The organism is Asanoa siamensis (assembly GCF_016862555.1).
GTDB lineage: Bacteria > Actinomycetota > Actinomycetes > Mycobacteriales > Micromonosporaceae > Asanoa > Asanoa siamensis.
In genome coordinates this window covers 19,842-28,287 of record NZ_BONE01000098.1, presented here as the reverse complement: position 1 = coordinate 28,287, position 8,446 = coordinate 19,842, and the positions used below count along the sequence as shown (strand labels likewise).

At 69.3% G+C, this 8,446-nt stretch carries 10 protein-coding genes; 2 read left to right on the top strand and 8 right to left on the bottom strand.

Translation table 11 applies throughout. From position 1 onward, the window contains the following. Positions 1-43: 43 nt before the first annotated feature. The 4 genes from Asi02nite_RS36050 to Asi02nite_RS36035 all read right to left on the bottom strand — a co-directional run bounded on the left by Asi02nite_RS36050 (position 44) and on the right by Asi02nite_RS36035 (position 4,920). On the bottom strand, positions 44-1,804 hold the full coding sequence (locus Asi02nite_RS36050; protein ID WP_239127512.1) for a pectate lyase-like domain-containing protein: 1,761 nt from the start codon (positions 1,802-1,804) through the stop codon (positions 44-46). A gap of 93 nt (positions 1,805-1,897) precedes the next feature. After that, positions 1,898-2,689, bottom strand: a complete 792-nt coding sequence (locus tag Asi02nite_RS36045) for a PIG-L deacetylase family protein (protein WP_239127511.1) — start codon at positions 2,687-2,689, stop codon at positions 1,898-1,900. 9 nt (positions 2,690-2,698) lie between these two features. Beyond that, positions 2,699-3,853: a hypothetical protein gene (locus Asi02nite_RS36040; RefSeq protein WP_203718527.1), complete on the bottom strand. Its 1,155-nt coding sequence runs from the start codon at positions 3,851-3,853 to the stop codon at positions 2,699-2,701. Then, positions 3,850-4,920, bottom strand: a complete 1,071-nt coding sequence (locus Asi02nite_RS36035; protein ID WP_203718526.1) for a helix-turn-helix domain-containing protein — start codon at positions 4,918-4,920, stop codon at positions 3,850-3,852. The genes Asi02nite_RS36040 and Asi02nite_RS36035 overlap by 4 nt, the downstream gene beginning before the upstream one ends. 280 nt (positions 4,921-5,200) lie before the next feature. Here Asi02nite_RS36035 and Asi02nite_RS36030 point away from each other — a divergent pair, with 280 nt between their 5' ends. Next, positions 5,201-5,692, top strand: coding sequence for a GNAT family N-acetyltransferase (locus Asi02nite_RS36030; protein WP_203718525.1), 492 nt, complete (start codon positions 5,201-5,203; stop codon positions 5,690-5,692). Positions 5,693-5,709: 17 nt separating this feature from the next. Continuing rightward, entirely contained in the window at positions 5,710-6,537 is an 828-nt protein-coding gene (locus Asi02nite_RS36025) for an LLM class flavin-dependent oxidoreductase (protein ID WP_203718524.1), read from the top strand. Here Asi02nite_RS36025 and Asi02nite_RS36020 read toward each other — a convergent pair. The 4 genes from Asi02nite_RS36020 to Asi02nite_RS36005 form a co-directional block, all read right to left on the bottom strand. After that, positions 6,534-7,028: a beta-class carbonic anhydrase gene (locus Asi02nite_RS36020; protein WP_203718523.1), complete on the bottom strand. Its 495-nt coding sequence runs from the start codon at positions 7,026-7,028 to the stop codon at positions 6,534-6,536. The genes Asi02nite_RS36025 and Asi02nite_RS36020 overlap by 4 nt on opposite strands. A gap of 110 nt (positions 7,029-7,138) precedes the next feature. Continuing rightward, positions 7,139-7,543, bottom strand: coding sequence for an organic hydroperoxide resistance protein (locus Asi02nite_RS36015; protein WP_203718522.1), 405 nt, complete (start codon positions 7,541-7,543; stop codon positions 7,139-7,141). Between the two features lie 43 nt (positions 7,544-7,586). After that, a complete protein-coding gene (locus Asi02nite_RS36010) occupies positions 7,587-7,889 on the bottom strand; it encodes a lipopolysaccharide assembly protein LapA domain-containing protein (RefSeq protein WP_203718521.1) in 303 nt (100 codons plus the stop codon). A 181-nt stretch (positions 7,890-8,070) separates the two neighbouring features. Further along, the gene (locus Asi02nite_RS36005; RefSeq protein WP_203718520.1) at positions 8,071-8,439 is read right to left on the bottom strand and encodes an STAS domain-containing protein; all 369 of its coding nucleotides are present in this window, start codon (positions 8,437-8,439) and stop codon (positions 8,071-8,073) included. Positions 8,440-8,446: the final 7 nt, after the last annotated feature.

Genomic DNA, 8,446 nt, shown 5'->3' with positions numbered 1-8,446 from the left:
GTGGCAGGCCCGCACCCGGTCCGGGCGGGCCTGCCACGCCGACTCAGGCGGGATACTCCGTCAGCGCGCTCGTGCTGAACGAGCCGACGCACGGCGTACCCGCGTCGTTGATCGTGCGTTCGACACCGCCACTTCCGTCGAGGAAGACGGTGATCATGTTGTGGAACCTCACTCCGGCCCGGTCCGGCACCTCGATGCCGCGCGCGGCCCGGATGTCGACGCCCTGGTTGAAGTATGTGTAGACGCCCAGGCCCCACGCCTCGTGCGTGCGTACCGACGGCGCGACCTTGTAGGACGCCCACCCCTTGCCTGTTGGGCTGGTCCAGGCCGCCTGGCTCGGCGGGTCGTACGGCATCTCGCTCTGGTAGAAGATCGTCCGGCCGCGTTCGCCGTTCCAGATGGTCTGCCACTTCTGGTAGTGCTCCACGAAGAGGCCGTACGCGGTGACGTCGTCGCCGTTGACCACCACGCCCACGTCGCCGGTGTTCTGCGTCCAGCCGATGCCGTTGCCGTGGTCGCCACGCCACGCCCAGATGTTCTCGAGCAGCGTGTCGTCGCTGTTGACCACCAGGCTCGTCTTCGCCCGGCCGACCCAGGGCCCGCCGATCCGGATGAACACGTCCTGCAGCGAGGTGGGGTTGCGCGAGTGGTCCCGCCGGCTGAACCGCGAGCCGACCTCGATCAGCGTGTCGGACTCCCGCGCGCCGGCGTCGACCAGCACACCGGCCACCTTGACGCCGTCCACGTCGGCGATCTTCAGGGCCGCCTCGCCGGTGTCGGGCGCGAGGCTCGGCATGCCGAGGCCGAGCACCACGGTGTTCTTGTGCAGCACCCGCAGCGGCCGGTCGAGGTGGTAGACGCCCGGGGTGAGCAGCAGGTGCTTGCCGAGCGCGAGGGCCAGGTTGATCCGCGCCGCGCTGTCGGTCGGCTTGGCGATGAAGAAGTCGTCGATGTCGATGGCTGACCCGGGCTCGTCACCGTCCGACCAGGTGGTCCCGGCGGTGTCGCGCTGGAGGGCCGGCACGAAGACCTTGTACTTACCCCGCCCGTCGACGTACAGGAAGGGCTTCTCCCGTGTGACCGGGCTGCTGGCCAGCGTGGTGTAGGGCGGGTTGGGGAAGCCGGTGGGCGGCGCGCCCGTGACGCCGGAGAAGACCTGGTTCCAGACCCCGTTGGTCCAGGCGTCGCCGAGTTCGCTGTCGCGGGTCAGCCACTGCTGCTGCGACCCGTTGATGGTGATGCCGTCCACCTTGGAGTTGGCGATGAAGCCGCCGCTGGAATAGCCCCCGTTGCCGGGCTCCAACCAGAGGATCCCCTTCACGTGTACGCGTCGCATCGGCGACGCCTGGGAGACCGCCCACTGGTTGGACCAGTCGGTCGGCGTCACCGTGAAGTTCTCGGCCGAGCGCCAGAAGTTGGTCAGCGCCGAGACGCCACCGGGCACGTTCGGGTTGACCTGGCCGGTGACCCGGACGGCGCCGGTGATGTCCACATCGGCCGGTGACCGCCCGAGCCCGGAAACCGTGGTGTAGTAACCGAGCCGGGCGTTCACGTCGTAGTGGCCGGGCTTGAAGAGCACCGCGTACCGGTTGGTGCCCATCTCGTTCTTCTCTTGCGCGGCGAACAGCTCGTCGAACTTGGCCTGGATCTGCGCCGCCGGCGTGCCGGGGTCGTAGACGAAGACGTTCGGACCGAAGTCGGGACCACCGCGGTGCGCGGCGGCGCTGCCGGGCATGGCGAACACGCCGGCAGCCGTCAACGTTGCCGCCGTGGTGGCGACTGCGAGGAGACGGACGGTTCTCATCGACCTGCCTAACGGGGACGGGGCCTGAGAGCGCTCTCTCAGATCGATCCGTTTCTACCCGGTGACAGGGGTGCAGCGCTAGGTGCCGAGCGGTCAGATATCGGTGACGACCGGTGGCTGGGTGCCCTGCGCCCATGGTGGCGGGCCCTCGAAGCGCAGCGCGTGCACGTCGAAGAGGACCGCGTGCTGCACGCCGAGTGCCGGCCCCGCCATGCCCGCCGCCCAGGTCAGCATCGCGGCCGGGTCGGGGCCGGTGACGCCGAGGCCCTTCGTGTATTCGGCGTGCGCGGCCAGCGACGCGATGCCGCGCTGGAGCGGCTCGCCGGTGACGTCCACGCCGTGGGTCGGCCCGTCGGCGCCGGCCACACAGACGAACCGGACCCCGTTCCAGGGCTCGAGACCCTCGTCGGCGAGTTCCGGGAAGATCCACCGGTTGCCGGCGTCGCGGGCCGCGTCGAGGGCGGCCAGGCCGACGGCGCGGTGGTCGGCCTGGTTGGTCATGCCGCCGACCATGCGGACCGTGAAGGCGCCCGTGAGGATCACCTCCGGCTTGTGCCGGCGGATCGCCCGGGTGATGTCGCGGCGCAGCGCGTTGCCGTATTCGACGACGCCGTCGCGGTGGTCGAGGAACTCGACGACCTTGACGCCGACCTCGGCGGCGCCGGCCCGCTCCTCCTGCTCGCGCAGCGGCGCGGCGACCTCGGGCGACATCGAGTCGATGCCGGCCTCACCGCGGGTCGCGAGCAGGTAGGTCACGGTCTTGCCCTGCGTGGTCCAGCGCGCCACGGCGGACGCCGTGCCGTATTCGATGTCGTCGGGGTGCGCGGCCACGGCCATCGCCCGATCCCAGTCCTCCGGCAGTGCCGGCAGCATCACGTCAGTCACGAGAAAACCCTAGTCCCGGCGACCCCGCCAGGGCTGGAACAGGTATGTCGTATTCAGGCCCAGGTGCGCCAGCGCCTTACGTACACCGAGATCCTTGGGCAGTTCCTCGACGCGCGACCGCCAGAGCGCCCGGTCGTCGGCGAGGGCGCTCAGATAACCCACACAGTGCTCGGGCGTGATGAACTTGCGCCGGCCGTGCGAGGCGCGCATGGCCTCCGTCATCCGGCGCTTCTCCTCCGGTGACTTGTCGCACCCGGGGATCGCGGCGAGGATGCGGTCCACCATCACCCGACGGTCCTCCAGGAAGTCGGCCCAGAACGCGAGGTCGGCGTCGGCGACCGTGCCGCCCTCGTCGAGCAGTGCGTAGATCCCCTCGGCGAGACAGTCGCCGAACTCCTCGGCCCGCGCCCGCTCGGTCGTGCGGAAGGGATCGTAGGGCTCCTGGTGCATCGTCCCGGTCACCGCGGTGCGGCTCAGGCCGTCCTCGTCCAGCAGGAAGAACCAGTCCTCGTTGTAGACGTCCGGGAAGAAGGTCGTCGTCCGGCCGGCCGGGACGACCATGGCCCCGCCCCCCACGAAGGTCTCCTGGGGGACGCCGACCTCGCGCAGCGCGTGACACACCACCGAGTTGTCGGGGAAGCCGGCGTTGCCGAGACCGACCATGCTGAACCGGTCGAGCAGGCCGGCGGCCGCCCGCATGTCGTCGGGGCGCACCGAGCGGATGTCGTCGTCGAGGAAGGCGACCCGGTTCCAGCCGAGCATCCGGGACAGCGCGAGGCCGATGTTGCGTTTCAGGCTCAGGTCACCCTTGCGACGGAACCGCGGGTCCGCCGGGAGCCCCGACGTGGCGAACGTCGGGAGGTTGACCCGTTCGGGCACGTCGGTGGCGATCAGGTGGGCACCGAGGCGCTTGGCCGCGCGCAACGCGCCCTCGGCGCTGGCCCGCAGGCTGCACAGGGCGACGACCGGACAGTCGAGCTGCTGTCCGAGACGGAGGGCGTAGCTCAGGTACGCGGTCTGGCGCGCACTCGGCACGATGATGGCGTCGAGCCGGTCGAGCGCCGTCGGTCCGTCGACCCGGTGCAGCAGGTTGGCGTGCGACGTGGAATGCCGCCGACCGCGTACGGGCCGCGCGACGGGCGGCTCGGCCAGTCCCGCGGTCACGCGGACCACTCGTGGAGGACGTTCTCCGCGTTGGTCCAGTCGGGGGTGACGACTTCACCCTGCACCACCCGGACCCGGGACAGGATGCTGTACGCCTGGGCGTGCTGGAAGCGACCCCGGACATACGTCGCGTTGCGGTCGCGGAAGCGTTGGTCGGTGAGCGCCCGGACGGCGCCATAGACTCCCCGACCGAACTGGCCGTTGCACACGGTGACGGTCCTCAAGTTGTTGTATGGGTTCTGCCCGCGGCAGAAGTGTGCGATGTCTTCGAGCAGGATCCGGCGGTCGTCCTCCTTGCGGAGGGACGGCCAGTGCGACACGCCGCCGAGCACCTCGAACGCGCCTTCGTCGTCGAGTTCGTCGGTCAGCCGGGTCTGCTGCCGGATCGGCACGCCCAACGACTCCAGGACCTGGGTGGTCAGGTCGTTGAAGTCGACACCTCCGAGGAGCACCAGGTGGGTGGTCAGGTGGTCACTGGTGACCAACGAAGGAGGCAGGTACCAGACGTCGCTGTGCGGGTTCGCCGCACGAACGTGTCCGTGTAGCTCGACCAGGGAGTCAAGGTCGGCGTACTGGTAGAGGGAGACGTAGTCGGGGCTCTGCGGATCGGTGAAGATCGAGTCGACCCGCAGCCGGCCTCCCAGCTGTCCACAGACGATAGTCACAGGAGCGCCGTCTTCGAAATACCACGGACCGGCGTCCGGCGGACGGTTGACGCGTTGGCTGGGGACCCGTGGCGCGCGACCGGTCACGACGGCGCGCAACTCCAGCAGTTCGTCCGCCAACTCCTGGCGCCGGATCTCCTCCTCGGCGGACAGGTCGTGATGGAGTACGGCACGACCGTTCTCGACGGAGCGGGGCGTGGCGAAGAAGCGTGCGTAGCCCTCCAGCCGCTCGACCGGTGGTGCCTTCGGCGCGGTGATGCTCTCCCAGGAGGAGATCAGCGGGACGCTGACGCCGAGGGCCCGCGCGAGTTGCGGCTGCTTGATCGCCGTCGGCATCCCGTGCTGGCGAAGCTCGCGTAGTCGGCGGGCGAGCGTCGTGGCGAGACCGTCGTCGCCAGCCATGCCGTCTCCTTCAGTCAACTTCAGCGGCGCTGAAGTTGGGCTTTGGCGCGCATGAAGCCAAATGAATCGCACATTCATGCTTTCCGACGCACGATAACATTGATTCAGCTCAACGCTGAAGTTTAAGCTGAAGATCCAGCACAAAGCTGAAGCTTGACACCCTCGGCCGGCACCGAGGGTGTCTTGCGGTAGAGATCTTGTGGTCTAAATGGTCGTCGTGGAGATCCGTGCATAACGCGGACCTGACGCGACTTCACCTTTCACCGGCACCATTGCGGGTGTGGAGATCCGGCCGGCGTCCGCTGAGGACATGCTCTATCTCGAGCGTGTCCTCGGCCCGGAGCGCACGGCCTTCTATCGTCACCGGCTGAAACGTCAGGGCGTCGTGCTCACGTGCTGGGAGGCGGAGGACGTCACCGGCGCCGTCTACGTCACCTGGGAGCCGGCCGACGAGGAACTGGTCCGCAAGCACCTGCCCGGCGTCCCGTTCGTACACCGTCTGCTCGTGTTGCCCGGCCTCCGCAACAACGGCCGCGGCCGGGCGCTGCTCCGGGAGGCCGAGGAACTCGACGAGGTGCGCCTGGCCGGCCGGCTGGCCACCGGCATCGACCTCGACAACGACCGCGTGATCGGCCTCTACGAGCGGCTCGGCTACCGCGAGTGGGACCACGGCATCGTGGCGACGGTGCGGGAGGAGCACCAGTTCGACGGCACGGTCGCCATCGAGCCCGACTTCTGCCGGATCTTCGTGAAGGATCTCGATCCAGCCTGACGGGCTAGTGTCGGCGGGTGCGAATCGGGGTTTTGTTGCTGCCGGCCGATCCCTGGCCGGAGAGCGTGGCGTTGGCGCGGCGGATCGAGGAGATGGGCTACGACCATCTCTGGACCTACGACCACCTCTCCTGGCGGCGCTACCGCGACAAGCCCTGGCACGCGGCGATCCCGTGGCTGACCGGGATCGCGGCCAGCACCTCACGCATCCGGCTCGGCACCATGGTCACCTCGCCCAACTTCCGCCACCCCGTGACGCTGGCCAAGGAGGCGATGACCCTCGACCACATCAGCGACGGGCGGCTGACCCTGGGCATCGGCGCGGGCGGCATCGGCTTCGACGCGACCGTGCTCGGCGGCGCGGTGCTGACGCCCGGTGAGCGGGCCCGGCGTCTCGACGAGTTCGTCGGCACACTCGACGAGTTGCTGCGCTCGCCGGCGACGTCCCGGTCCGGCGAGTTCTACACGGTCGACGAGGCCCGGATGATCCCTGGCGGTGTGCAGCGGCCGCGCGTGCCGCTGGCGGTCGCCGCCGGCGGGCCCAAGACCTTGCAGACCGTCATCCGGTACGCCGACGCGTGGATCACGGAAGGCGACGAGGCGAAGATCCGGGCGAACGCCGCGCTGCTCGACGAGTCCGGGCGGGCGATGGACCGGATCCTGCTGGTCGACAACGGCGCCGAGCGCCCCCTGGCCAGCGTGGAGGCGTTCCGCGACGTCGTCGGCCGCTACGCCGCGCTCGGCTTCACCGACCTGGTCTTCCACCACCCGCGGCCGGACGACCCGGTGTGGACCGACGACCCGGCGATGGTGGAGAAGATCGCGACCGAGGTGCTGGGCGGTTAGCCGGCCTCGACCTCTTCCAGCCGGGCCGTGGCGATGTCGAAGACGAAGCCGCGGACGTCGTCGCGGTGGGGCAGCCAGGGGCAACCCCGGACGGCGGCGATCGACTTGCGTACGGTCAGCCTGATGTCCGAGAAGCCCGGCACGTTCCACTCGGGCGCGACGCCGGTCTCGGCGGTCAGCCGCTCGCGGAACGCGTCGTCGTCGAAGCCCTCCATGCCGCACTCGGTGTGGTGGATCACCACGACCTCACGGGTGCCGAGGTAGTGCTGGCTGACCGCGAGCGACCGCAGCACGTCCTCGGTCGGCAGCCCGCCCGCGTTGCGGATCAGGTGGGCGTCACCGATGTCGAGCCCGAGCGCGCCGAACAGGTCGAGCCGGGAGTCCATGCAGGTGACTATCGCCAGCCGTAGCTTCGGCCGCTGGGGCCGGGGTCCGGGGAACGTCGCGGCGTAGGTCTCGTTGGCGTGCAGCAGGTGGTCGATCGCGGACACATCAGGCAGTACAACAGACCGTCAGCCGAAGGGGCGACAACTTCCCGCGGTTTGCCGCACAAGTCACGGGTGGTGCCGCCCCTCGCGGCGGTCTGCGCGGCGGTCTGCGGCTAGTCGACCGGTTTGCCGTTGGCGGTCAGGGTGACCTCGATGTTGCCCCGGGTGGCGTTCGAGTAGGGGCAGTGCTCGTGCGCCGCGCGTACCAGGTCACGGGCCTGGGTCTCGTCCGTGATCGAGGGAAGCGTGACGTCGAGCTCGACCGCCAGCGTGTAGCCGCCGGTGCCCGTCGGCAGCAGACTGACCCGGGCGTCGATGGCCGCGTCTCCGGCGTCCGTGCGGGCGCGGCGGGCGACGCCGGCCAGCGCCGACTCGAAACACGCGGCGTAGCCGACCGCGAAGAGCTGCTCCGGGTTGGTGCCGCCGCCCTCACCGCCGAGCTCGACCGGGGTACGGAGATCGACTTCGAGGGCGCCGTCGGAGGTACGGCCATGACCGTGCTGCCGGCCGCCGGCCACATGGGCCCTCGGCCGTGTAGAGAACCTTCGCCATACAGCTAAGTTAGCTGGGTCCCCAGCGGTGTTCCTTACGGGTGGCCCGGCGCAGTTGCAGAATCCGCGCGGAGAACGGCACCGCGGCGATCAACGCACCACCGATGGCGGCGAGCAACAGGCCCACGCCGAGCGGCATCGTGAAGTCCGCGGTCAGGAAGTGGATGCGCACGCTGGCCAGGTTCTGCAGCACGAAGACCAAGAGGAAGGCCAGCAGAACCACACCGACCAACAGGATGATCCACGAGAAGCTGATCTTAGTACGGCGCATCTCGTCGGGTAGCGAACCCTTGGTGGAAACGGACCGACTCATGCGACCCACCTCATCCCATAGTTACCCCAAACATAGTCGGGTAGATGCGAAAAATCCCCATAAGGGTGCGCAGGCGGCGGGTGGACCTGGTCGCAGCCGGAGGTTGAGGCCCGGCACGGGTCGTGGCCTGCCCTCTCGTGTATGTCCACCGAGTGCCGAATGCCGGGTGCCGGGTGGCCGGCTAGCGGAGGCGGCCTTCTTCCGTGCCCGCGCACGCTGACGCCACCGTCGCGTAGGCCGGGACCTGGCGGGTCAAGCCCACCACCTTCAGCAGCTTGTGCATAAAGGGCGACGGGGCCGCCAAGGCCAGAAAGCCCCCATTGGCCGCGCACCGCTGGTGGGCGTCGACGAACGTCGAGAGGCCTATCGAGTCGCAGAAGCCGAGCAGGGTCAGGTCGATGACGATGCGGTGGGTCGGGCGGTCGAGGATTTCCTCGATCGCCGTCGCGAGGTGGGCCGCGGTGTCCGCGCCCAGCTCGCCTGCCAGCTTCACCACCGTCACGCCGTCGGTGTGCGTGTCGGCAATCGTGATGCGCACGAGAACCCCCATTCTCGCC

Coding starts and splice junctions, on each gene's coding strand:
- Asi02nite_RS36005 (WP_203718520.1), bottom strand. CDS start 8,439: ATGGGGGTTCTCGTGCGCATCACGATTGCCGACACGCACACCGACGGC.
- Asi02nite_RS36010 (WP_203718521.1), bottom strand. CDS start 7,889: ATGAGTCGGTCCGTTTCCACCAAGGGTTCGCTACCCGACGAGATGCGC.
- Asi02nite_RS36035 (WP_203718526.1), bottom strand. CDS start 4,920: ATGGCTGGCGACGACGGTCTCGCCACGACGCTCGCCCGCCGACTACGC.
- Asi02nite_RS36050 (WP_239127512.1), bottom strand. CDS start 1,804: ATGAGAACCGTCCGTCTCCTCGCAGTCGCCACCACGGCGGCAACGTTG.